This is a genomic window from Microbulbifer maximicatervae (SeqCode) (assembly GCF_052468095.1).
The window spans coordinates 2384533-2408295 of sequence record NZ_CP174332.1; the positions used below are offsets into that span (position 1 = coordinate 2384533).

General features: G+C 46.8%; 24 protein-coding genes and 1 pseudogene. 16 read left to right on the forward strand and 9 right to left on the reverse strand.

The features are described 5' to 3' along the window. Positions 1-476: 476 nt before the first annotated feature. Complete coding sequence (locus ACJJIL_RS10185) at positions 477-1169, reverse strand: FMN-dependent NADH-azoreductase (RefSeq protein WP_445361867.1); 693 nt, start codon at positions 1167-1169, stop codon at positions 477-479. A gap of 122 nt (positions 1170-1291) precedes the next feature. On the opposite strand from ACJJIL_RS10185, the gene ACJJIL_RS10190 reads away from it, so the two are divergent. The 3 genes and pseudogenes from ACJJIL_RS10190 to ACJJIL_RS10200 all read left to right on the forward strand — a co-directional run bounded on the left by ACJJIL_RS10190 (position 1292) and on the right by ACJJIL_RS10200 (position 5263). Further along, complete coding sequence (locus ACJJIL_RS10190; protein ID WP_445361868.1) at positions 1292-2182, forward strand: LysR substrate-binding domain-containing protein; 891 nt, start codon at positions 1292-1294, stop codon at positions 2180-2182. 188 nt (positions 2183-2370) lie between these two features. Further along, positions 2371-4644, forward strand: a pseudogene (locus ACJJIL_RS10195) (ribonucleoside triphosphate reductase). Then, positions 4637-5263: an anaerobic ribonucleoside-triphosphate reductase activating protein gene (locus ACJJIL_RS10200; protein WP_445361869.1), complete on the forward strand. Its 627-nt coding sequence runs from the start codon at positions 4637-4639 to the stop codon at positions 5261-5263. The pseudogene ACJJIL_RS10195 and the gene ACJJIL_RS10200 overlap by 8 nt, the downstream one beginning before the upstream one ends. Positions 5264-5273: 10 nt before the next feature. Here the strand turns inward: ACJJIL_RS10200 and ACJJIL_RS10205 are convergent, their stop codons facing one another. Together ACJJIL_RS10205 and ACJJIL_RS10210 are read right to left on the reverse strand one after the other, a co-directional pair. Then, entirely contained in the window at positions 5274-5909 is a 636-nt protein-coding gene (locus ACJJIL_RS10205) for an SDR family oxidoreductase (protein ID WP_445361870.1), read from the reverse strand. Positions 5910-5937: 28 nt separating this feature from the next. Then, on the reverse strand, positions 5938-7308 hold the full coding sequence (locus ACJJIL_RS10210) for an NAD-dependent succinate-semialdehyde dehydrogenase (protein ID WP_445361871.1): 1371 nt from the start codon (positions 7306-7308) through the stop codon (positions 5938-5940). A gap of 529 nt (positions 7309-7837) precedes the next feature. On the opposite strand from ACJJIL_RS10210, the gene ACJJIL_RS10215 reads away from it, so the two are divergent. From ACJJIL_RS10215 to ACJJIL_RS10225, 3 genes are all read left to right on the forward strand, one after another. After that, entirely contained in the window at positions 7838-9151 is a 1314-nt protein-coding gene (locus tag ACJJIL_RS10215) for an acetyl-CoA hydrolase/transferase family protein (RefSeq protein WP_444908298.1), read from the forward strand. Beyond that, complete coding sequence (locus ACJJIL_RS10220; RefSeq protein WP_444908299.1) at positions 9148-10008, forward strand: HpcH/HpaI aldolase/citrate lyase family protein; 861 nt, start codon at positions 9148-9150, stop codon at positions 10006-10008. Before ACJJIL_RS10215 ends, ACJJIL_RS10220 begins: the two co-directional genes overlap by 4 nt. 81 nt (positions 10009-10089) lie before the next feature. After that, positions 10090-10611, forward strand: a complete 522-nt coding sequence (locus ACJJIL_RS10225) for a MaoC/PaaZ C-terminal domain-containing protein (RefSeq protein WP_445361872.1) — start codon at positions 10090-10092, stop codon at positions 10609-10611. A gap of 139 nt (positions 10612-10750) precedes the next feature. Here ACJJIL_RS10225 and ACJJIL_RS10230 read toward each other — a convergent pair whose 3' ends face one another. The 3 genes from ACJJIL_RS10230 to ACJJIL_RS10240 are packed head-to-tail and all read right to left on the reverse strand — an operon-like array spanning position 10751 to position 12270. After that, entirely contained in the window at positions 10751-11050 is a 300-nt protein-coding gene (locus ACJJIL_RS10230) for a putative quinol monooxygenase (protein ID WP_445361873.1), read from the reverse strand. A gap of 32 nt (positions 11051-11082) precedes the next feature. Further along, positions 11083-11535, reverse strand: coding sequence for a DMT family transporter (locus tag ACJJIL_RS10235; protein ID WP_413665794.1), 453 nt, complete (start codon positions 11533-11535; stop codon positions 11083-11085). 60 nt (positions 11536-11595) lie between these two features. Next, positions 11596-12270: a type 1 glutamine amidotransferase domain-containing protein gene (locus tag ACJJIL_RS10240; RefSeq protein WP_445361874.1), complete on the reverse strand. Its 675-nt coding sequence runs from the start codon at positions 12268-12270 to the stop codon at positions 11596-11598. 122 nt (positions 12271-12392) lie between these two features. On the opposite strand from ACJJIL_RS10240, the gene ACJJIL_RS10245 reads away from it, so the two are divergent. The 7 genes from ACJJIL_RS10245 to ACJJIL_RS10275 all read left to right on the forward strand — a co-directional run bounded on the left by ACJJIL_RS10245 (position 12393) and on the right by ACJJIL_RS10275 (position 19469). Beyond that, entirely contained in the window at positions 12393-13274 is an 882-nt protein-coding gene (locus ACJJIL_RS10245) for a LysR family transcriptional regulator (protein WP_445361875.1), read from the forward strand. 105 nt (positions 13275-13379) lie between these two features. After that, positions 13380-14183 (forward strand): CLCA_X family protein, encoded by an 804-nt coding sequence (locus tag ACJJIL_RS10250; RefSeq protein WP_445361876.1) that lies wholly within the window; start codon positions 13380-13382, stop codon positions 14181-14183. After that, on the forward strand, positions 14167-14589 hold the full coding sequence (locus tag ACJJIL_RS10255) for a hypothetical protein (RefSeq protein WP_445361877.1): 423 nt from the start codon (positions 14167-14169) through the stop codon (positions 14587-14589). The genes ACJJIL_RS10250 and ACJJIL_RS10255 overlap by 17 nt, the downstream gene beginning before the upstream one ends. Before the next feature lie 91 nt (positions 14590-14680). Further along, positions 14681-15379: a response regulator transcription factor gene (locus ACJJIL_RS10260; RefSeq protein WP_445361878.1), complete on the forward strand. Its 699-nt coding sequence runs from the start codon at positions 14681-14683 to the stop codon at positions 15377-15379. After that, the gene (locus tag ACJJIL_RS10265; protein ID WP_445361879.1) at positions 15376-16734 is read left to right on the forward strand and encodes a sensor histidine kinase; all 1359 of its coding nucleotides are present in this window, start codon (positions 15376-15378) and stop codon (positions 16732-16734) included. The genes ACJJIL_RS10260 and ACJJIL_RS10265 overlap by 4 nt, the downstream gene beginning before the upstream one ends. A 118-nt stretch (positions 16735-16852) precedes the next feature. Then, positions 16853-18847, forward strand: coding sequence for a TonB-dependent receptor (locus ACJJIL_RS10270; protein ID WP_444913762.1), 1995 nt, complete (start codon positions 16853-16855; stop codon positions 18845-18847). A gap of 64 nt (positions 18848-18911) precedes the next feature. Continuing rightward, the gene (locus ACJJIL_RS10275) at positions 18912-19469 is read left to right on the forward strand and encodes a PepSY-associated transmembrane domain-containing protein (RefSeq protein WP_445361880.1); all 558 of its coding nucleotides are present in this window, start codon (positions 18912-18914) and stop codon (positions 19467-19469) included. Between the two features lie 142 nt (positions 19470-19611). Here ACJJIL_RS10275 and ACJJIL_RS10280 read toward each other — a convergent pair whose 3' ends face one another. Further along, positions 19612-20253, reverse strand: a complete 642-nt coding sequence (locus tag ACJJIL_RS10280; protein WP_445361881.1) for a CatA-like O-acetyltransferase — start codon at positions 20251-20253, stop codon at positions 19612-19614. A gap of 381 nt (positions 20254-20634) precedes the next feature. On the opposite strand from ACJJIL_RS10280, the gene ACJJIL_RS10285 reads away from it, so the two are divergent. Next, positions 20635-20943: a carboxymuconolactone decarboxylase family protein gene (locus ACJJIL_RS10285; protein WP_445361882.1), complete on the forward strand. Its 309-nt coding sequence runs from the start codon at positions 20635-20637 to the stop codon at positions 20941-20943. Beyond that, complete coding sequence (locus ACJJIL_RS10290; RefSeq protein WP_445361883.1) at positions 20943-21227, forward strand: VOC family protein; 285 nt, start codon at positions 20943-20945, stop codon at positions 21225-21227. Before ACJJIL_RS10285 ends, ACJJIL_RS10290 begins: the two co-directional genes overlap by 1 nt. A gap of 134 nt (positions 21228-21361) precedes the next feature. Here the strand turns inward: ACJJIL_RS10290 and ACJJIL_RS10295 are convergent, their stop codons facing one another. After that, positions 21362-22396 (reverse strand): IS481 family transposase, encoded by a 1035-nt coding sequence (locus tag ACJJIL_RS10295; RefSeq protein ID WP_445359737.1) that lies wholly within the window; start codon positions 22394-22396, stop codon positions 21362-21364. 149 nt (positions 22397-22545) lie between these two features. On the opposite strand from ACJJIL_RS10295, the gene ACJJIL_RS10300 reads away from it, so the two are divergent. Beyond that, positions 22546-22722 carry a hypothetical protein gene (locus tag ACJJIL_RS10300; protein WP_445361884.1) on the forward strand — a complete coding sequence of 59 codons (177 nt, stop codon included), beginning with the start codon at positions 22546-22548 and terminating at the stop codon, positions 22720-22722. A gap of 227 nt (positions 22723-22949) precedes the next feature. On the opposite strand, the gene ACJJIL_RS10305 is transcribed toward ACJJIL_RS10300, so the two are convergent. Continuing rightward, the gene (locus tag ACJJIL_RS10305; RefSeq protein ID WP_445361885.1) at positions 22950-23699 is read right to left on the reverse strand and encodes a MipA/OmpV family protein; all 750 of its coding nucleotides are present in this window, start codon (positions 23697-23699) and stop codon (positions 22950-22952) included. Positions 23700-23763 lie beyond the last annotated feature (64 nt).

Here is a 23763-nt window from a genome sequence, read left to right on the forward strand (position 1 = left end):
TCCATCGATTCCCCAATAATACGATATGAATATGCCAGCCTTTTTCCCGTCGAGCACTATAACCACTGTAAAGGAGAGTATAGGCTTCTGGGTCACCGACTATTGATTCGGCAATGCTTCTTGCATGCTCAATGCCAAGTGAAACCATCTCACTAACCTCCTCCTTACTTGGTTCTCCCTGGGATTTTGGAAAAACCAAGAGGTGGTAATTCGGTATTAAGTCTCTGCGAACCCTGATCAACCGGCAATTGTTCCCAGAGGCTAAAGTAATATTCCCGTTGTTGTCCGATGAATTGCCAAATACCCGCTGCTTCATAAATCCTCAGATACTTATTTACTTTTTTGTACCCGAGTACAAATTGAGAGCTGGCAAAGACGCTATTTGCGCCTATTCCCCATAGTAAGTATCGGGAGGCCACTCTGACAAGCCGCTGGCCACTTTATTGGGGAGACAAGCTGGCTTTGGCAGGCAAACTTTAAAGGCAGTTAGCCAACGTTGCGGTTAACTCCTGAGTTTTGAGGAAAGCTCGTTTAATCGAATCCCGGTGCCTTTTATCAGCAAATTCCTGGTACTCTGCATTGATTTCATGGAACTCCTCAACCCCCAAATAGCGGCTTAAGGTTCGGATATGTGGCCCCAGGTGATTCATTTGCTCACGGATTCCTCCTTGTCCAAAGCCAAACTCCCCGGCAGAGGTGATTAGCACCAGCTTTTTGCCAGACATAATAGGCTCTAAGGGGAAGTCACCACGGTCTAAATCAAAGGTGAACGTCTTGTTGATACGAACAACTTGATCGAACCAGGCCTTAAGTGCGGCAGGCATGCCGTAGTTATACATCGAAGTTGACATAACAATGATATCCGCCTGGGATAGCTCATCAATCAAGATGTCAGAAAGCGCTACCAGGGACTGCTGCTCTTCTGTGCGATCCGCCTCAGGCGTAAAAACCGAGGCAATCCAATCTTGATTGATAAAGCCTGGCGGGTTTAAACCGACATCTCTATGGATAACTTTATCTTGGGGTCTCTTTTCTAGCCAACCGCTTACAAAACTTGCGGCAACTGCTTTGGAGATTGAGGTATGCCTGGGGATATTCGCACTGTCTTGTGGTGCTGCTAAGCCGCTCCACTTCTGGGCACTAGCGTCAATATGTAATAGTGTTTTCATAGTCTGGAACCTTTACTAAACCGCCTGAAGGTTCATCTATGGTGATGCTGGGGAGTACCCTTGACAAACGAGTTATTTCTTCCTATAGATGAGGAAAACTCATCTATAAGAGATTCTGATCGGTGTACCCAAACCTGCCCTCACTCAACGCCCTCAAAGTATTCGATGCCGCCGCCAGACTGGGCAGTTTCAAGAGAGCTGCGGAAGAACTCTTTATAACGCCGACAGCCGTATCACATCAGATAAAGGGTTTGGAGGAGTCCCTGGGTACAACATTATTCGAGCGCAAAACCCGTGCCGTGCAGTTGACCAGTGAAGGGCGGATGCTCGCTCAAACAACGTCTCAAATTTTTCAGCAGCTCACTGAAACGGTGAGTGAAATAACGTGTTCAAAGAAAACACTGACCGTTAGTACGACTTCAAGCTTTGCTGCTATGTGGCTTGTGCCCCATCTGGAGAATTTTTATCAGAAATTTCCAGATATCATTGTTTCAGTAGTGACCGGGGAAGAAGTGAGTGATATCGAGCGAGATAGACGTATCGACATCGCTATTCGGTACGGGAAATATGATGAAAGTACAAAAAATGCTCTCCACTTGGCCACCGAAACAATCGGTGTCTACGCTGCACCAAGCTACCTGACTCAGATTAGGGATATTTCTGAAGCTCAACTTCTGGAAACAAAATGGGTCAACTCATCACTTCCACCGCTGAACTGGCAAACTCTCCTCAAAAGAAAACTTGATGGCATTCGCGTGCGGCAGTTTGACCAGGAGCATCATGTAATCCAGGCCGCCTTGGCTGGCCAGGGTATTGCGCTAGTAAGTTCGCTTCTTGTTCAAAATCCTTTGCGCAATCAATGGCTGGTTCCTTTTAGAGGAGGCTCCAAGCTTTCAGGGATTGAGGGATTTACCTATTCCGCATTAATACCTAGCCGCCATTCAAGAAATGGAAATGTGTTGGCTTTCGTAACCTGGCTGAAGGAAGCACTACGCGATTCTCCCTATAGTTAGGTACATCCGACTGGCACTGAACTCGCCTTCGGACTTGCCGAGAGTAGGTATGTATCTAATCTAAGCCCACACCAAGAGCACAACATATTGTGCTCATCTATTAATCAATGCGCCATATATAGTGATCTGGATCAATTGGCGTTCCTGTCTCTTCGATATGCTCTCCCCACAAATTGTGAGGAAGTCCGATGACCAGTACCGCTATACCCGACAGCGAAGCCGCACCAGCTTCAGAACAGATTTCGCAGGTAAGTTCAGATCAACTGTTGGTGCGTAAGCGAGATGGCAGGACACTGGCTTTTGATGCTCGCAGAATCACTTTGGCTCTTCTCAGTGCTGGCCAGGCAACGGAATCTTTTGATCAACAGGAAGCGGAACAACTTACCGAATCTGTCCTTAAAGTGATCAAGCACCGCTTTGATAGTGGTGAGCCCATTGATATTGAAGAGATTCAGAATATTGCTGAACAGGTATTGATCAATAACGATTACATTGATACTGCCCGCGCCTATATCGCTTATCGGGGGCGGCATGCGCAAATGCGCACTGATCGGCAAACACTGGTGGATGTCGGTGCTTCTATTGAAGAGTATTTAGAGCAAGCGGATTGGCGAGTTGCAGCCAATGCGAACCAGGGATATTCCCTAGGGGGGTTGATCCTGAACAGTGCAGGTAAAATGATTGCCAACTATTGGTTAAATCATGTTTATTCCCCTGAGATCGGCGCAGCACATCGGGATGGGGATTTACACATCCACGACCTGGATATGTTGGCTGGATATTGTGCAGGTTGGTCGCTGCGCACTCTATTACATGAAGGGCTGAATGGTGTTCCGGGAAAAGTCGAATCGGCACCGCCGGCCCACTTGACCAGCGCGGTCGGACAGATTGTTAACTTTCTTGGAACACTGCAAAACGAATGGGCGGGCGCGCAAGCATTTAGCTCTTTCGATACCTATCTTGCACCTTTTGTGCGCAAGGACCAGCTGGACTACGCGACCGTACGCCAGTGCATTCAGGAGCTGATTTTCAACCTGAATGTGCCATCCCGCTGGGGTACCCAGACCCCCTTTACTAATCTCACTTTCGACTGGGTTTGCCCCCAGGATTTGCGCGAGCAGGTGCCTGTGATTGCCGGCCAGGAAATGCCCTTCACCTATGGCGACCTGCAAGAGGAAATGGATCTAATCAACCGCGCCTATATCGAAGTCATGAGCGAGGGGGATGCACGCGGTAGGGTATTCACCTTCCCTATTCCCACATACAACATCAGTGAGGACTTCCCTTGGGAGAGCGAAAATGCTGAGCGGCTGTTTGCCATGACCGCTCGCTACGGTCTGCCCTATTTCCAAAACTTTATAAATTCAGACCTGAGCCCAAACATGGTTCGCTCCATGTGCTGCCGCTTACAGCTTGATCTACGCGAACTGTTAAAGCGCGGCAATGGCCTCTTTGGCTCTGCCGAACAGACAGGTTCGCTCGGCGTAGTGACTATCAACTGTGCCCGCCTTGGATATCTCTATAAAGGAAACTGGCAGCTTCTGCTCACCCAACTGGACAAACTGCTGATACTTGCCCGTGATTCCCTTGAAGTGAAACGGAAAGTCATCCAGCGGCATATGGATGCAGGTCTATTTCCCTACACTCGCCGCTACCTGGGGACTCTGCGCAACCACTTCTCCACGATCGGGGTGAACGGCATCAATGAGATGCTGAGAAACTTTAGTGGGGATAACGAAAGTGTGGTTACGGAAGATGGGAAAGAACTGGCCGAGCAATTACTCGATCATATCCGTATGCGCATGACTGAATTCCAGGAACAAACCGGGCATCTCTACAATCTGGAGGCAACTCCGGCAGAGGGCACTACTTATCGGCTTGCCCGCGAAGACCGCAAACGTTACCCGAATATTATGCAGGCAGGTACTAGTGAAGCGCCCTACTACACCAATTCATCCCAGCTACCAGTGGGCTTTACCGATGATCCCTTCGAGGCCCTGGCCCGACAGGAATCCCTCCAATCCCGTTACACCGGTGGCACTGTGCTTCATCTTTATTTGGGCGAGCAGTTGCCTGATGCCGATAGTTGCCGCCGCTTGCTGCGGCGTGCTCTGGAAAACTACCGCCTGCCCTATATCACCGTGACGCCGAGCTTTTCAATTTGCCCGGTCCATGGATATCTGAGTGGCGAACACGAATTCTGCCCTCGCTGTGACGAAGCTCTCCTAGCCCGAGAGCAATCCTGTTGTAGCGACTAAACCATACTTGCAAGGAGAAAGACCATGAGCCAACAAGATACTTTATTGAGAGAAGAAGATCGGACCCGCTGCGAGGTATGGAGCCGGGTAATGGGGTACCACCGCCCAGTTTCATTTTGGAATCCGGGAAAACAATCAGAGCACCGGGAGCGCCAATTCTTTGTGGCGGACAACAGCAGGAATGCACTAAAAACTTATGAGTAATAAGTTACGTGTCGGTGGATTCACGTCGTTTACGGCAATCGACTTCCCCGGCGAGTTGGCAGCGGTGGTTTTTTGCCAGGGATGCCCCTGGCGCTGCCGCTACTGCCATAACGGTGATCTACTGCCTGCGCGAGCACCCAGTGCCTATGACTGGGATCAGATCCTCACATTTTTAGACAGTCGTCGGGGCTTGCTGGACGCCGTTGTGTTTTCTGGCGGAGAGCCCACCGCCCAGAGTGCCCTGGAACCTGCGATTGCCCAAGTCAGGGAGCTGGGGTTCAAGGTCGGGCTTCATACTGCGGGAATCTACCCCCGCAGGCTGGAACGCCTGATCCAAAGTCTTGATTGGGTGGGGTTGGATATCAAAGCAATGCCGGAAAACTACCCTTCCATTACGGGTGTTGATGGCAGTGGCGTGGCCCCATGGCAGTGTGCGGAGCTTCTCGCTCAGTCCAAGATACCTCTGCAAGTGCGCCTTACCAGGCATCCGACCCTCACAACTGATGCTGAACTGAATCAAATACGGGAGAAACTTTGTGGTATTGGCATTGAAAAGTTGGAGATCCAGCGCTGCAATAGTGAGCAAGCGATTGATCAGACGTTGAGGTTCTTAACTTGAATGATAAAACCTAGTTTAGCTGTGCTAATGCGTCAGGAATCGGGGTTTCGCCCCCAATGAATTCAAAAACCGCACCGACCGTTTTGGGTTCATCCAGCGCAGTGGTAATTACCTCTGCAACATCGGCTCGGCTGATCTCTATGTCTGGCCCAGCAAATAAATCGCTTATGCTGATTAACCCTGTTCCTAAGGTGTCAGTTAGGGCACCAGGTCTCAATATCGTGTAATCGAGGCCACTTTTTTTTACATATTCATCCGCTATATGTTTGGCTTTTAGATAGGGTTGGAGCTTTTCAGGCCCCTGCTCTGGTCGCCCGGCAAAAATGGAACTCAATAGAATAAAGCGCGATATACCCGCGCTTTTCGTTGCATCACAAAGATGGATAGCACCATCCCGATCCACAGACTCCAATGCTTTACCCTTGGAGCCTGCAACAAAAATGACTGCATCTTGCCCCTTTACCGCATTGTTTAGGGACTCCTTCCTTGTCAGATCTCCAAGAATGGGGCGCGCACCTGTACTAAGGTAATTATCTTGTTGGGATTCTTTTCGGACCATAGCGGTTACCTCGTGCCCCTTGCCGACAAGTTTACCCACAAGGATTTGACCGATTGCACCGTTAGCACCTGCCACAAGTACTTTCATTGCTCTGCCCACGTCTATATTGCGCTACTTAGAAGTACCGTATCAGCTTTTGATTGACAAACTCTTTAATACCTAGTTCTCCCAGCTCCCGGCCATAGCCGGATTTCTTCACTCCTCCCATAGGCATACTGGCGTAGCTTGAAGCGGCATGGTTCACGAAGGCAGTACCACATTCCAACTGTTCCGCGACACGGCGGCCTCTTTCATGGTCCTGGGTATAGACAGAACCACCCAGGCCAAAGGGACTATCATTGGCCAGCTTAACCGCTGCCTCCTCATCGGGAACCACCCAAACACAAGCGATGGGGCCGAACAACTCCTCTACTGCTGCCGGGGAACCAGCGGGTATTTCAGTTAATATACCTGGCTCGATAAATGCGCCATTGCGCTTACCCCCCACTAGCAGTTGGGCGCCAGCCTTAACGGACTTGCTGACTTGATCCTCCAGTTGCTCAGCGGCCTTTTCAGTACATAACGGACCGTAATCTGTACTTTCTACAAGAGGGTCACCGGGTTTCAGCGCTTGGAACAGCTTGGTAGCTCGGTCTAGGAATTCTTCAGCAATGGGCTCAGTTAGAATGATTCTCTTCGCAGCCAAACATATCTGCCCGCAATTGCCCAGCTTTCCCTCCGCAAATCGCTGTATCGTTAAATCCATATCCGCATCTTCGAGCACGATAAATGGATCAACACCACCCAGCTCCATAACAGTTTTCTTTACATTGCGGCCAGCTTGCTCTGCAACCATTGCACCGGCGGCATTGCTGCCAGTAAATGAGATTCCTTTGACCCTATCGTCATCAATAATGGAGGCAGCCCCACCGGATGTGATCGGTAGATTGGTATAGACTCCTTCCGGTACCCCTGCATCAAACAACAGCTGTGCGAAGGCTTCGGCACACTGGGGAACATTAGAAGCATGTTTAGTAAGTACAACATTGCCGGCGATCAAGTTGGCGGCGGTAAAGCGAGCCGGTTGGTAGAAGGGAAAGTTCCATGGCTGAATGCCGTAGACCACTCCTAAGGGCTGGAAGACTAAAGTACCCTCCCCTTCGCGGGTGGAAAGCTGCTGTGGAGCTAGGATTTTTTCGCCCTCTTCGGCATAGTAGTCGAAAATTTCAGCACAAAGTGCCAATTCACCTTGACCATCACTGAGCTTCTTACCCATCTCTAACGCCATCAGGCGGGCAAGTTCTTCGGATCGCTCCTCAAATAGGTTGCTTGCACGCTTTAGTATCACTGCTCGATCACTAAAACTTCGGTTTCTCCAGATTACAAAGGCTTTGTCTGCGCGACCGATCGCCTTGTCGAGATCCTCTTGTGACATTTCGTGATAAGTCTTCAGAGTTTTACCGTTCAAGGGGTTGACGGAAATCAGTGGACGTTTTGACTTTGTCATGAATAGACTTCCAACGGTTGCTTTGGGAACCGCTAAAGAACTATTTGGAATAGTACCGTGCGGCACCTACGAGTGTTTGCAAAAGTGTAGTTGCTGAGGTTTGACATACCACTGCTTGATGAATCAGCTAAAGTCACATCATTCTTTCTTATAGATAGCTGATAGGCAGTAATCTTTGGTGAATAGCACTTAAAGCTAGTGTGGAACACCATTAAGAGATTTAGGTACTTTACGAATACCACCGTGGCATAAAGATCAACTGCGGAGCTTTTAGAACATACCTACTGCATAAAACCGAATCTGCTCAAACAAGCTGCATGATATTCATCGTTAAGTCACTAGCCCTTCTGAAACAAGCTTTAATTCACAAACTATAATCGCAGGGCTTAGTAGCTCTTACTTCCTTATTAGTGCTTAATTGCAGCTCTATGAACGTTTTCTGCTTATTAACGCCTTTGTAACAGGACCGTAAGAGCGACAGCAGCCGCTTCAAGGATCACAGTGTGGCCAAATAATCGGTTAATCTGCTATGGATAACAACGCCCTGTATAAAAAGAAACAGCTACTACCTGAAGAAGCAGTTAATTTAATCCCAGACGATAGCGTTATTTCTATCGGCATGCGCACCGCTAGCCCACCAGCCCTACTTTCAGCACTAGAGAAGCATATTCGAAATGGATTTATTACACATTTAAAAGTCTATTATATGCGTTGTGGGAAGGTCGCGACGGAAACTATTTTTCAAGAAGATCTAATGGGCCGGGTAAGGCCTTACTCTTCAATGCTAACTAAAGACGAAGTTAAATTAGCAAATGCTGGATTTTCAAAAGGGGAAAAATATATTAACTATGTCCCTATATCTTTTAGTCGATACCCTCAAATAATCAGAGAGCAAGTTAAAATAGATGCTTTCCTGGTAACTGTGGCGCCGATGGATAAGCATGGTTATTTCAATTTTGGTACTAATGGTGATTATGCTATTGAGTTGTCGCGCCACGCAAATCGATTAATTGTGGAAGTGAATGAAAATATGCCACGTACAGCGGGGGCCACCCTGTTGCACATTAGTGAAGTGGATGCCATTGTTGAAAACACTATGGAATTAGCGGAGGAATCTCCAAAAGAGATTACCGATTTAGATAGAAAAATTGGTGACTACATTGTTCCGTTAATACCTGATGGCGCATGTATCCAAATGGGTATTGGTGCTATTCCGAATGCAGTTTGTGAACAACTAACTAAAAAGAAAGATCTGGGCATTCATACCGAGGTAATAACACCAGGTATGATTAAGCTTATTAAGTCTGGAGCAGTAACTAATGCCCGAAAGACAATTAACCCTCATGTGAGCGTATTCACTTTTGCAGCTGGAGACAAAGAACTATTTGACTTTATAGATGGCAATCCATCTATGTTCTGCCTGCCCGTGTCATATGTGAATGAACCCCAAATAATAGCCCAGATCGATAATATGATTTCAGTTAACTCATTTATTGAGATTGATTTCAGTGGACAGGTCAATGCGGAATTCATTGGACATCAATTCTCGGGTGTTGGCGGGCAACTGGATTTCGTGAGGGGAGTTTACTACTCAAAAAATGGGAAGACTATTCTGGCCAGTAGCTCAACGGCACAGCGTGGTAAAACCTCCAGGATAGTTCCACGTTTGAAATCTATCACCACAGACTCTCGGTTAGACATCGATTACGTGGTAACCGAGTACGGATCTTGCAGACTGATGGGGAAATCAACTACAGAGCGGACCCTTGCCTTGATTGAAATCGCACACCCTAAATTCCGTAAGAGCTTATTGGAGCAGGCCAAAGAGCAGAACTTTATTTGAGCGATAAAATGATCAATTTAAAGCTTTTCCCCGCATTGTTATTCACCCCAGGAAACCAACCGAAACGCTTTGCTAAGGCGTCTGAAGTTGGGGCAAATGGAATAATCATTGATCTTGAAGATAGCGTACCAATGGAGGACAAAGATAGTGCCAGGGATATCGCGATCGATTTTTATTCAAGGCCAAGCTCGAATGGTGTTATAAGCGCAATTCGGATAAATAGTTTGTCAACGATCAATGGAATAAAAGATTTGGCTGAAATTATTGATAAAAAGCCATTTATAGATGTGGTGCTTTATCCGAAAACAGAATCTCAACATGATATCAACCTTATCAGTGAGCTCTTGAGCGAAGCCTATAAGGATATTTCGATTATAGCCTTAATTGAAACCGCTCAGGGAACATCCAATTTATATGATATTGTTAACTGTAGTTCTGAAAAGTTGCAAGGTTTGATGTTTGGGGCCGCTGATTATGCAGCCGATCTGAATTGTGAATGCACCCCACAAGCACTCATATGGGCGCGCATGAAATTGGTCGAATCTGCCGCACTCAAACAGATAGCTTGCTACGACTCCCCTTGTTTTAACTTTAAGGATGAAGGTGGACTAATTAATGAACTCAATGAGGCTCAATTGCTTGGCTTTAGTGGCAAGGCAGCTATTCACCCTAAACAGGTAAAAACTATCAAGATATCTTTTAGACCCACACTAGACCAGTATAAGGAAGCAAAGGAAATCGTTCGTATCTACAATGAATCCTCAGGTAAAGCCTGCCAATATGAGGGCCGAATGATAGATATCCCGATCTACTCTAAAGCCCAGCAAATAATCTCAAACTTTAATAATCTTAGCTAAAGGCTACTCCAGCAAAAATCTACAAGTGCTCTGGGCATAACCAAGCGAACTTAGAGACACTCAATCAAGGAGGCAATATTGATGGAATTTAACCCCTATAAAAAGATTGACAACAATCGATATCGCGAAGATTTTGGCTTCTACTTCGAGGATTTTGTAGAAGGTATCATTATCGAGCACCGCCCAGGTAGGACATTGACGCGAACAGACAATACCTGGATGACCCTGTTAACTATGAATACGGCGCAACTCCATTTTGATGCCCATTACGCAGAGAGCACTGAATGGAACCTTCCATTAGTAGATAGTACTCTGACATTGGCTATTGTCACGGGTATGACTGTAAATACTATTAGCAAGAAAGTTGTTGCCAATCTTGAGTGGGACAAAGTTAAACTGCTCAAACCTGTTTTTGAAGGTGACACGGTTTATGCAGAAAGTGAGGTCATTTCTAAGCGTGAATCCAAGTCTAGGCCAACACAGGGTATTGTTAGCGTAGAAACCCGTGGTATTAATCAGCGAGGAGATACTTTTATGAGCTTTCAGCGAACAGTTCTGATTTATAAGAAAGGCCACGCTCCTAATTATGAGATCAAAAAATAACCTAACAGAAAGGCTATCTCATTGGTATATATGCACTTCTTTAAGTCGATGTCCGATTAGACTCACTTCAATGAAAATGAAGGTATTGATGTTATAAAAGTAAGATTACAAAAAGTTGCAATATAAAATAACGGTTGTGCTAGATAGTTTTTATCTCCGTATATTTTTCGATTCTTGCCTCCGCAGCAAGAAGTAGATTCAACTTTGCAATGATGGTTTTTAAGTGGTCTGTATTCCAATGCTGCATTTCAGCTTCAGAAGACTCCCAAACTTCTAGCGTAGTGAAAACATTGCCTTCATCCTGTGAGGGTAAAATTTTATAGGATAAACAGCCAGACTCTTGTTCTGACTTACATGCCAGCTCGATTAACAACGCTGATGCCTGAGAAGTATATTGTGGGCGGATTGTGACTTTTGCCATAACGATTAAATTAGCCATATGCTCTCTTTACATAACCATTTTTTCTGAAATTAAGAAGTGCGTTTCACTACCAACAGTACGCCGACAACCATCATGGCGAGACCAATAAGGCGCTTGGTATCCAAGCTGGTTTGCTGCGCACCTAGTAGCCCAAAATGGTCGATAACGCTGATGGCGAGCAGTTGCCCTAGAAGAACGAAAGATACCGCATTACCCACACCATACCTTGGCGACACCCAAGTCACACTCAATATATAGAAAGCTACTAGAATCCCACCCAAGTAAAAGTACCAGGCAATATCTTTGCTAAAAACAGCACTGGGTAACCCCTCCGTTTTCAAGAGATAGGCCGCGGAGATTACAAGTCCAACGAGAAATAGCAGTGTAGTTGCCAGGGCTGAACTACCAAGCTTAATACCGAGACCACTATTCAGCGTGGCCATTACCGGTATACCAATGCCTGCAATAAGCATTAGAGACGGGTAGATAACTGCATTTTGCACTACGGGACACCTCTACTTAGAATCACGAGCCGACCCCAAAGGGGCCGGCCAGGCCATGAACTAGCTGGCAAGCTGTTTGGCGATGGCAACACCAACACCGTGTGCACTTGCTGGGTTCTGGCCGCTAATCACTCGCCCATCTTCAATAACAAACTCCTGCCAAGGTTGTACTTTGTTGTAGCGGGCAGCGCCCCTCGCCAAAGATTCTTCCAGCAAAAATGGGATGTCATTAATGGTGCCGAAGTCAATCTCCTCCTCACGAGTGAAGCCGGTGACAGACTTGCTAGCCAAGAGCTTTTCGCCATTGCTCAGGGTGATAGGCAGGAAACCAGCGGGGCCGTGGCACACTGCGGCCAATGTGCCACCCTCTCCGTAGATCTCGGCACTTAGCTTTGCGAAGTCTTCGTTAGTTGCCAAGTCAGAAAGCAGACCAAATCCGCCGGGGTAGAATACTGCATCATAGTCTGCAGTATTCAGCTGGCTCATAGGGATAGTGTTATTGATACGATTTTGGAAATCTGAATCATTGAGCACTTTCTGGTTGATGTCGTCACCTTCGATATCAGTGCCATAGAGTGGTGCTTTACCCCCTTTTATGGAGGCAATGTCATAGTCGAGCCCACTCTCCATAAATACGTGAATCGCGTGAGTCAACTCAGGTGAGTAGGTGCCATTTGCCTGGTCAGTTTCACCAAGGGTGGCGTGGTTGGTCACTGGAATAAGTACTTTCTTCATGTTTCTTTCCTCTGTTGGTCAGTATTCATTGGGGAGGGATTGTAGATTGTCCCTCTTCTACTGATAATGCGTGAAATCTGTTAAATACCTTTGCAGAATGGCAATAATAGAGATTGAGAAACATGGAAAATTTTGACGGCATAGTCGAGTTTGTAGCGGTGGCAGAAAGCCAAGGTTTCTCAGCGGCTGCCAAGCAACTTGGCTGCAGTACTAGCCATGTGAGTAGGCAGGTCTCCCGCCTGGAGGAGCGCTTGGGCTCATCCCTTTTGGCCCGCTCAACACGTCAGGTAAGTCTGACCCAGGCCGGGACTGCCTATTACCAGCGGTGTAAAGAGTTAGTGATTGGCCTGCAACAGGCGAATGAGCAGGTTAGCCAGCAACAGTTTCAGCTCAATGGAACACTAAGAGTTAGCGGAGCTGGTATCTTTGCTGAGCAATATGTTGCCCCTGCCCTGATGGACTTTGGCTTGAGACACCCGGGGTTGAAAATCGACATGGACTTCAATAGCAGGATGGTCAATTTCGTCGAGGATGGGATTGATTTTGCCATACGCTATGGTCGCCTTGAGGATTCCGGCTTAGTTGCTCGTAAACTGGCCGACCGCCAAATGATGGCTGTCGCAAGCCCGAGTTACCTGAAAGAAAATGGTATACCCAATCACCCCGATCAACTAAAAACGCAGAGTTGCTTGGTGGCTAACAATGACGAATGGGTTTTTGACCTGAATGGAGAGCCTGTAAGCGTAAAGGTTAGTGGGCGCTGGAGAACAAATAATGCCCATGCGATCGTGAAAGCTTGCGAGCAAGGCTTGGGTATAGCTTATATGCCCAAAAGCAGTTTCAGTGGTTCAATTCAAGAGGGCTTACTGGAGCCTATCTTGGAATCTTTTTGTGGGCGCGGAGCCAGTAGCTGGATCGTGTATCAGAATCGTCGCTTTTTACCCATGCGAGCGCGAATGGCGATTGACTACCTGGTTGATTACTTTTCTGACTGGGTGGAATAGAAAGCGATTGGATTCGTTGAAAGGAATAGAAGCACTTCCGATTTCTTGCAAGCCTTCAATCCAGAGGATTAATATCCCCCCTCCTCCAATCGACTGGCATTGATTATGGTCCTGACCAGGGCATTTTATCGCAGTGGTCACACTGCAACCCAGCAACGACAACCCGTTTCGTTTGTGGATGTCAGGAAGCGATTCGGCTTTCGCTCAATTGCTGTTGGCCGATGGGTCACTCGCGAGGAGCGCGATCGGGCCGCTGGGCTTTTTTATGATGCACTTGTTGATCTAATGGCCATTCTTCAAGGACCGGAAGCATTGATATCCCTCCGAGGTACATTGTCTTTTCAATATGGAATCGGCGGGCGCCCAGGGATGGCTGCCTTTTATGACCCTACTGCCCGGAGCTTTTCTCTTGCCAAGAACGCGGGGCCTGGCTCTATTGCCCATGAATGGTTTCATGCATTTGATCATTACTTAGCCCAAAAAGCGTTCAGTGATACGCCCAGTACCATGTATGCCTCAGAGGCCTGGTTACGGAATGCAACTCCAGTACCCCACCCGCTCAATGACTTACTTTTTGCGTGCTTTAAAACTGTGATGCTGGATGAGAGTGGTAATAACCCCAGTGACTTGGTGACTGCTTCCGTCAGTGCCGATAAAGCTAATGGTTCTGTCTATTACAGTGAGCCCGTAGAGCTGAGTGCTCGAGCTTTCGAAGCATTTATTCAGGATGCCAGTATCAACAATAATTTTTTGGTTGCTGGCTCAAAGGCTAGTCAAGAGGCAAAGTTGGGACTGTATCCACAAGGGCAGCAACGCAAAAGAATTAATCAGGCTTTCACAGCCTACTTTTCCTACTTAGGACGAAGCCTTCAGGCTTCCACGGGTGGAGACAATGACGTCAACCCTTAGAAATACCTTTCTTCTGGGCACGGCCCTTCTCGCTGGTGTAGTCGCTTGGGTATGGGCTGAACTTTCAAAAAGCTATGAATTGATTGCAATAGCCAGCGATCCCGTGCTGTCAGCGGAGCGTGGATTCATTGATGCGGAAGATGATTTCATTCATAACCGAGCTAAGTTCATGGATGTTTATTCTCCAGGGGTTGGCCATGTAACGACCGGGATACTAGAAGAAGAGTTGCAAGGTAAGTATGCTGAATTCAGACCTCAGGAAATATTTTTCCTATGTGGAACCGGCTTTCATATTGAAGATTACGCTCTGGATAGCGAGCAGCACGAACACAATAAATTTTATGCTCAAGCATACAATGCCAAATTATTGGAGTTCATCAGCAGTTCAGCCCAGCGCTATGACTGAACAAACACTCATCTCTTCAACTAACTATATTTAGGCATTGTTCATTGTGGTAATTTGCTCCACAACCAGTTTGCATACAGCTAATGTCTTCATGAGCCAAAAACCTCCCACACAATCCAACATCCTGATCGTTGAAGACGATCGCGGTCTCAACGACCAACTCTGCGAAATGATCCAAAGCGCAGGATATCAGGTCAACGCTTGCTTTGATGGCAATACCGCATTGCTGGAAGCTGCCAGGCAACAACCTCAATTAATTTTGCTCGATTTGATGCTGCCGGAAATGGACGGCATTTCTCTACTCAAAATTTTACGCAAAACCAGTCAGGTTCCAGTCATCATCCTAACTGCCAAGGGCGCTGAAGAGGAGAGGATCGCAGGCTTTCGTCACGGAGCGGATGATTATGTGGCGAAGCCATTTAACAAGACCGAACTGTTACTGAGAGTTGAGGCGCTATTGCGCCGTAGTCAACCAGTGATGATGGAAGCCGTCCACCATACAGAAATCGACAACCTGCAACTCGATTTGAATGCTCAGCAAGCATTCACCGGCGGTCTGGCAATTGATTTTACCGCTACCCAGTTTAAATTGTTGTGGGAGTTAGCGGTTCACCGGGGAGAGGTATTGAGCAAAGCCTATCTCTCACAGCAAGTTCTCAACCGTACTCTGGGTGCCTATGACCGCAGTTTGGACATGCACTTGAGTCGAATCAGGCGCAAGCTGACTGGAGCAGGATGGCGTGGAGACCGGCTACAAACAGTACATGGCAGAGGGTACTGTTTGAAATGAACCGCAAACTTTTTTGGAAACTATGCCTTCTGATTACTGCGGGCATTGTCTCTCTCTTTTACCTGATCAACTCCCTGACTATTCGCACCGAGGAGCAGATGAGTATGCTGGAGGCAACTCATCGAGCGGAATTGAAACAGTGGGGAAAGGAGGCGGAAGCGCGGTTTCTCTCCAGCAACGAGGGGGAATTGGAACAGTGGTTAAAAGAATTACAGGAGAAGGAAAACACCTGGGCCACAGTTACCCAATATGAGTTAACCCATGTAGCTGGTGCGACGGGAAATGAACATCGTTACATCGGCTATAACCTCGGCCGGGATGTGGATTGGAAGGTCCACCTGTATTTTGAAGAAAACCCGGTGATGGAAATTCCTTTTGCAACCGAGCAAACCAGTCTCTTGGTACTTCTTCCCGATAGGATGCGCCCCGGCAGCTACTGGAAAACAACGCGACTCTTGCTGCAAATACTCCTGCCAATGGGAATCCTGGCTTTAGTTTCCGTGATGCTCTATCGCCATATTATGCACCCGCTGCGCAAACTTGAGCAGGCAACACGGGAGTTTAGTCGGGGAAACTTTGATGTTCGAGTGCACCGCCAATTGGGAAATCGTGACGATGAGATTTCTGAATTAGCCAAAACTTTTGATCAAATGGCTACTCGTATAGGAGAGCAGATCGTCAACCAGCGCCAGCTAATCGCGGATCTATCTCACGAACTGAGAACTCCACTCACCCGACTGGATATTGCCATAGAGGGAGCTGGCGCAAGTCACGCTGATGATAAAAATATCCAGAGGATTCAGCGGGAGTCTGCTCATATCAGGCGCCTGGTAGATGATACCCTCACCCTTGCCTGGCTGGATAATGAACAGCCTTCTATAGGTATCGAAGATTTGGATCTGGTTGATCTTATTGATGTGATTGTCGAGGATGCCCGTTTCGAATTTCCCGATCGCACTATCTGTACTCATTTGCCAGACTCGGCTGAATTAAGACAGTCTAATCACAAGGCGGTAGGACAAGCCTTGGAAAATATCTTGCGTAACGCCATGCGCTATACCCCGAAGGGACAAGCCGTTCATGTCCTTCTGGAGGGAAATACGAAAAGCAGATTTGTTATTGATATTGAAGACTCTGGCCCCGGAGTTCCCGAAGAACTACTGGACAGTATCTTTAAGCCTTTCTTCCGAGCAGATCAGTCTCGCACATCAAAATCGAAAAATTTTGGGCTGGGCCTGGCGTTGGCGCGACGCCAGCTACATAGCGTGGGCGGAACTGTAGAAGCCTCCAACCGCTCTGTAGGAGGGTTGTGTATGAGAGTAACTCTCCCCACTCAATCTTTGGAGCCTGCATAAGGTAACTCTCCAACACACTGATGCAACTAAATGTAACAAATGCAACACTGCTGTACTTCACAGTTGCCAATAGGAATAATTCGCATTAGCAAATAGGTAACTCTGTGAAGGACAGCCAATGGCCCGCAACATTTCCCGTAATAAGTATGCGTTACTCCCCTTGATGGTATCCAGCGCCCTGGCCTCTGGCATCAGCCAGGCACAGGAAGTGCAGAAACAAGAGGATACTGCTCAAAACCCAATGGAAACTGTCGTTGTTGTCGGTGTGGCAACTGATACCGAGATCACCCCTGAAGAACTCGATAAGCAGCAGGCAAATGATCTCAGCGATATATTCCGCCAGATACCTTCCGTATCTGTTGGTGGGTCACTGGGTATTGCGCAAAAAGTCTATGTCCGCGGTATGGAAGACACACTACTTAATGTGACTGTTGATGGTGCTCCACAAACAAGCACCCTCTTCCATCATATTGGTCGGGTATCGATAGAACCTGAGCTGTTGCAAAAGGTTGAAGTGCAGGCTGGAGCCGGTGAAGCTACCAGTGGGGCTGGCGCCATTGGCGGTGCTATCCGCTTTGAGACCAAAGATGCGGATGACCTACTTGATGACGGTGAGCAGTTTGGCGCAATAGTGAAAGGCGCTTTCTTTAGTAATGATGGTGAGAAAGCCAGTGCTTCAGTTTATGGAAAGATAACTGACAACTGGGGACTACTTGGGTCATTTGTAACCGTTGATCGCGACGATATGGAAGATGGCGACGGTGACACTATCTATGGTACAGCTTCCGAACAGGATCTCGCCTTTATAAAATTAAGTGGCGATTTGTCTGAAGATCAAAAACTGAGTGTCAGTTTTGAACAGCGGGAAGAATCAGGCGAGTTCAGTAGACATCCCAACTGGCCCGCCCTTCAAGGCGATACTCTCTACCCGATGGAAGCTGAGCGCCAGACCTTTGTTGTCAACCATCAGTTTTCTCCCAGCGATCTGATCAATCTGGAAACAACGGTTTATCATACAAAATCAGAAGCATGGCGGGAGCTATGGGACTACGTTGCTTCCGTGGAATCCATCGGTTTTGATTTACGTAATACCAGCAGTGTTGGTCAACATACCATCACCTATGGCATTGAAGCCCGTGAGGATGAAGTGGAAGGGGTGGAGGGAGGCCTCAACTCCTGGCTTGAAGAAGGACATGTTCGTGGAGCTTATATCCAGGATCATTGGCAGGCTACGGACGCGCTATTGCTAAGTTTTGGACTTCGTTACGACGAATACGAGCTGGAACAAGTGACTCATGATGACGAGACGGATAGCCAGGGTTTCAGTCCCAATATTGGAATGAGTTATTCGCTTACCGATGCACTCACCTTTACTGCGGGTCATGCAACAGCGATGCGCGGCAAGGAGGTTGGAGATGGGTTTACTCTGTGGTCGGCAACTCTTGATCCTGACCTGGATGCTGAGACGGTCGACAATACCGAGTTGGGGCTAGAATACAGCCTGGACGGCCTTCAATTAAAAGCCGCTATCTATCGCAGCACTATCGATGACGTTATTTTTGATCAGGTCGGGCGTCCCGTTTATTATGAAAATATTGGTGAGCTGGAAACTGAAGGGTTTGAACTCAGCGCCTCATATGTTTGGGATCAGTTAACCATCAGTGCCGCATTCAGCCACAATGATTCGGAATTGAATGGAGAGACTGTAGAGGGGTATGAGCACAACGGTTTAGCAAATGCTCGCGGCGATACATGGAACCTGACCACCAGCTATGCTATTACACCGAAATTAGAGTTGGGCTGGAATTTTACACTGGTACAAGACTTAAATGATATTGAAGTTTTACACCGCTCAGTAGAGGTCGACGACGATGTCGACAGTATCCAAGAGGTTGACAAGCCCGGTTACCAAGTACACGATCTTTACTTGCACTGGGAACCACTGGCAGATGACAGTCTGAATGTGAATTTAGCGGTTCAAAACCTGTTTAATGAGCACTATCGGGATCACTCCAGCGTAGCAGATTATACAGATATTACCGGGTTTGGTAGCGTAGCCGGAATTTATGAGGCAGGCCGCGATATCAGGTTATCAGTAGACTACCGCTTCTAATTTCCTTTATTTGTTTTATTTACTATCAGGGCGCAATGCATTTGCATTGCGCCCTTTGTTGCCTATGAAATCCAGATACCGTTTACTGTGGATCAAGCTCCACACCTATTTTTCCTGCTTTTTTCTACCCATTGCCATTTTGTATATTGCCACGGGCGTGCTCTACCTATTTGATATAGAGGGGGGCGTCGATGAACAATTTGAGTACACAGTTTCTCTACCCAAGGGCTTACCCAACAATGAGCAAGAGACCCTAGATACTATATCTCCGTTTGTTCAGCCCACAGAAGTATCATTGCCGGCAGATTTCTATTTGGAGGATGAGTGGATTGGCTGGTATGGCTACAAACGCCAAGTCTATTTGGAGCCTAGCCAGGATAAGCAATCAGCGATACTTCATGTAAAAGAACATGATCTATGGCATCAATTTCTGCTGATTCATAAAGGCCATGCTGGCCCCCTCTTCTGGTTCTCATCCATTATGCTTGGTGCGAGCCTGCTATTTAGCTTGATTAGTGGATTAGTGGTTGCTTTTGCGGTGCCAAAATTCAGGAAGACTTCGATACAATTTACTTCTCTCGGGCTTATTGCACTGGTGGTTGCCTTTTTTATTGGGGGCTGAAGTTTCACCATTTGAGGGAGTTCTAGCTAGGAAGTCTCTGAGCAGCTATATGTATCTCTATAGCTCTTAGAGGTCCGCGTTATGCGACTTTAAGAGCGGGTTCACGAAATTACTCAGAGCTCCCTAGCTCCAGCTTAAAACTTTAAGCCAGTTTACAAATCTTATCCTCCAACTGCTGTTTAAATTGATAAAGATGGATGCCATCCAGAAAGCAGTGATTAACTTCAACATACATCGAGGTGACAAGGCGGCCCTCTTGGCGATGGTATTTACCCCAAAAAATAAAAGGTATTCCTGGATCACAACCTTCTTTCTGTACAGGCTTTACCTGTAGACCAGAGAAGTCACCCCAGGGGTAGCAGCTGATATTCAAGATATCATGGCGGCTGATGAAATTTTCTACGGGGAGGTACTCAGATTGCGCATGTGAAAGTTCCCTTGCCTTGTGGACGAACTCTGTCAGATTCGTTTCCATTCTTGCCATAACGAGTTTGAATAACTCATTATCCCCTAAATCAGAAAATAACGGGTGCAGCATGTCATGCTCAATGGGCTGGCCATTGACGATACGATGCCTGAAACCCGCTATTTCATTTCCCACCTGCGTGACAAGAAAAATAAGGCTGTAATAAAAAGGAAGTGTATTCTTTTTACAGAAAGATACCAGATTTGTCACATCGACCGGCTGGGTTAAGCCTATCCGAGTTGACCCTGCACTGCTCATAAAAAATTCAAAGTGGGCCTTTCTATTCCAGCGTTCGATATCAATAGGAGTCATGGACATATGAATATCGAGCCTTCAATGGATATTCATAGTTTAGGGTAGATTATAAGCAGCATCGGTGTTGCTAGTAGCTTTTATCTAGTTAGGACACCTGGAATATATTTAGAGGCATTAGCTACCATGCTGTAATCGCCATATCAAAACGCTCTTCCCTTCAGGCTAATACCATTTTAGCAACGCTACCATATACCTCTTTCGCCCCTGCTAGGGCACTAAAATAGGTCCCAACAACAGACTGTGCCACCCCATAAACAGCGATCATCTGTGCATAATTTGCAAAAGTGATGTTCCTGCTTATAAGTTTTAAGAAGGATACGACTCTCTATAATAACTTCCAGTTTCTACAGCGAAATATCATCTAGATAACCAGGACTATTAACTATGACTACCAAATACGAAAATGCCGTTTTGGATGATCAAGCATTGATCGAGGGACTTAAGTCTATCAACCCGGTATGGGGAGATCTAGCTGTACGAGTCGCGGGCGAGGTATGGGGAAAGCCGCTTCTGGATCAAAAAACCAAAGCACTAATCACTATCGCTATTGATCAAATGGCGCTCAAACAAGGGGCAACGTATGAAGAGATTGAGGAATTGGTTGTTTTTGCCTCAATGTATACGGGCTTCAATAAAGGGGCTACCACCATGGGCGGACTGAATAAGCTTCGCCATGATCGACGAGATATCTAATGGCTATCCCCGAACTTAAAAAAGCAGATCATATAGGATTCACCGTCCCCGATGTTGAATTGGCCGTTGAGTTCTTTAGTACACACTTTGGCTTTGAGTTGGCTTATACGTTTGGGCCATTTGCCTCAGGCGATACCTGGATGACGGATCACCTTAATGTAAATCCTCGTGCAGAGATCAAGCAAATTGCTGTTATGAATGCTAACAGCATCAATCTAGAAATATTCGAGTATGCCGACAACATAGATCGAAATAAGGGGGCATCATTTAGCATTCTATGTTGAAGATATTGATGCTGCGGTTGAATACCTCAAGAAACAGAATATAGAGGTACTCGGTGCTCCTACGGTAATGTGTAGTAGTTCAGACTTGATCTGACAGTTACCGGTTTTTCAGGAGGTGCTCTGTCAGGTCAAATTCAGCTTACGAGCTTTTCCTTCCAAATACTTTTTCCATCTTCAAGAGTTGCCATCGGAGTTCGACCGCAACACTTCTTACCCTGGTGGGTTCTCTCATTATTGTAATATGTGAGCCATTCGTCTAGATCCTTTTGCAAGTCCTCTATTGATCCATAGATCTTGCGGCGTAATGAAGGTTGATAGAACTCTTGTAAAATAGTTTTATGAAAGCGCTCACAGATCCCATTTGTTTGCGGATGCCTGGCTTTTGTCTTCGTGTGTTCTATTTCGTTCACACTCAGATATAGCTGGTAGTCGTGCTGCTCCAACTTGCCACAATATTCAGTACCACGATCAGTTAGGATACGCAGCACTGGCAGATCATGCATGGCATAAAATGGCAGTACACGATCATTCAGAAGGTCTGCCGCAGTGATTGGCGTTTTGGTGGTATACAGCTTGCAATGAGCCACCTTTGCATAGGTATCGACATAGGTTTGTTGGTAAACACGTCCGACGCCCTTAAAGGTTCCTACATAGAAGGTATCCTGCGAGCCCAGATAACCTGGGTGTTGAGTATCAATTTCACCACAGGCTTCATCATCATGACGTTTTCTCTCTAAAGCTTGAACCTGTGACTCTGTAAGGATCAGTCCCTCCTCAGCCACCTTGGCCTCAAGTGCCTTTAATCGCAATTTGAAGTTAGCAAGGTCGTGCCGTAACCAGATACTCCGAACACCACTAGGGGACACAAATACACCGCGTTTGCGCAGCTCATTGGAAACTCGAACCTGCCCGTGGGCAGGCTCTTGGACGGCATAAGTTAACACTGCCTCTTCAATGGCTGTGTCAACACGGTTCTTGTGGTTGGGCACGCGCCGGTTCTTCTCAAGAAGGGCGTCCACGCCGCCACTTGAAACGGCTTCCTTATAGCGATAGAAAGTGTCTCTCGACACACCCAGCATCTTGCAAGCTTTGGAGATATTGCCGAGTTCTTCTGCCAGATTTAGCAATCCGGTCTTGTGTTTGATGATGCGATCATTAGTATGGATCATGGGGTTTATCCTTGGTTTTGCTTTTAGGTTTAGGCACCTTCATCAAAACCGGTAAACCCCTCTTTTTCAAGGGAATGTGTCAGATTTGGTCTGAACTAATCCAGGTAATGACTGAAGGGCCAACTGAAGGAGAGACCTGGGTATATTTCATGGCTCCTTGGGGCAAGCTGGTTCCTATTTTGACTGACTACCGCGCATCTTCATCGGCAGAAAACCAGGCTATCAATGCACTCTACTTATCTACGGATAACCTGGCTCCCAAAGTACGTGTTATTGATTTCCTTAAGGAGAAATACGGTAGTCCCTGCTATTGGGATGCTAAATAGAGAAGCCTTCTTGCTATGACTCGGTGGGTATCGTGTACATTGTACTGCAGACAGGTTTTGGTTACAGGCTGGGGCTCTTGCCTCGGCCTGTAACTTCTGCTTGGTATTGATAAGCCGGCTAGTCTAAATAATCTACACTCATCAGATATCGTAAGAAAAGTTAAAATTTATAACTCACCATTAATGACGTACGTCTAGAGCTATCAGCGTCTACGATTGGGCTATTACTAACAACTAATCTCATCGCCATACCAGGTTTGATATACGCCCCCCATAAGAATAAGGTTTGAGCTAATGTTGTATCCCACTTGTACACCTAACCGGGTAATGATATCTGCACCTGCTTCATACGCTGCCCTATCTTGGGTTACTTCATTTAGGTCCACGCCATAGTAGTAATCCAACGCACTATCACTTTGCCAGCTAATAGTGAAGTCTGGTTTGACGATCCACTTTTGGTGCTTGTAAGGCAGACTATATCCAGCCGATAGACTGTATCCGTCGTGGGTATCACTGATATCTTGTGAGATGCCAACCCTCCAAAGGCCTACAGGGCTTTTATAGTTCATAGATAAGTTGGCAAGAATCGCCAGGTCAAGCTCTTCCATATCGCTGAGCTTATCACTGTCCCCTCTGTCTCTATCGCCCGCCAGGTCACCGCCAATGCCAAACTTCACTCGAAGTTTATCGTCGTGGTACAGGTCAGCACCCAACTCAAAACCCTGAAAGTAAAAGCGCTTGTAGCGGGCTGAGATCAATGGAAATATGTTGTTTTGGTCCTCTCCATCAACGTAGATTGACCCAACGCTAAAGGTCCCAATACCTACAGAAAGTGCCGTCTCATCCTGCTTTGGCGGCTTCTGGGTAACTTCATCTGCAAAAGCTAGGCTGGTTAATGCCGAACTCACCAGCGCGGTGCACATACTCAAAGTTAATGGCAGAGAACTCTTATGGTTTTGATCTCGCAAACTAGACATATTGAATCCCAATTTGAACTGGTTGAAGTTCCGTTATTTCTGGAGTGGATTCTATGCCGGTAAA